Below are 386 nucleotides of genomic sequence, written 5' to 3'. Positions count from 1 at the left end.
GGCGTAGCCGAGGCGGCCGCGCACGGTGCCGAAGTAGTCGAGGCTCGACAGGCCGCGCGGGTCGGTGACGTAGTAGCCCGGGGCCACGGCGCCGCTGATGAAGGCGTTGTTCCGGTTGCGGCCGAAGTCGAGGTACTGGGCATCGGCCTCGATGCCGACGACTACGCCCGAACCCGGGGTGAACTGGTAGTTGTAGCCGACCTGGGCGCCGCCGGAGAAGCCGTCCTGGCTGCGGTCGCGGAAGGTGGCGGTGGTGCCGGCGGCGGCGAAGGCGGCGGGGACGCCGAAGACCGAGCTGTTCGAGCGGCTGCTGGCGTCGAAGGCGTAGCCGGCGTTGATACCGAAGTAGGCGCCGGTCCAGGTGAACACGGGCACCGGGGTGAAGA

General features: G+C 70.7%; 1 pseudogene. It reads right to left on the bottom strand.

Annotated elements, in window-relative coordinates:
* Positions 1-386 (bottom strand): annotated as a pseudogene (locus tag MKK65_RS18570) (porin family protein); the annotation flags it as partial.

Origin of the sequence: Methylobacterium sp. J-001, assembly GCF_022829565.1 — a bacterium.
GTDB lineage: Bacteria > Pseudomonadota > Alphaproteobacteria > Rhizobiales > Beijerinckiaceae > Methylobacterium.
This window is presented reverse-complemented; position numbering and strand designations above follow the sequence as displayed.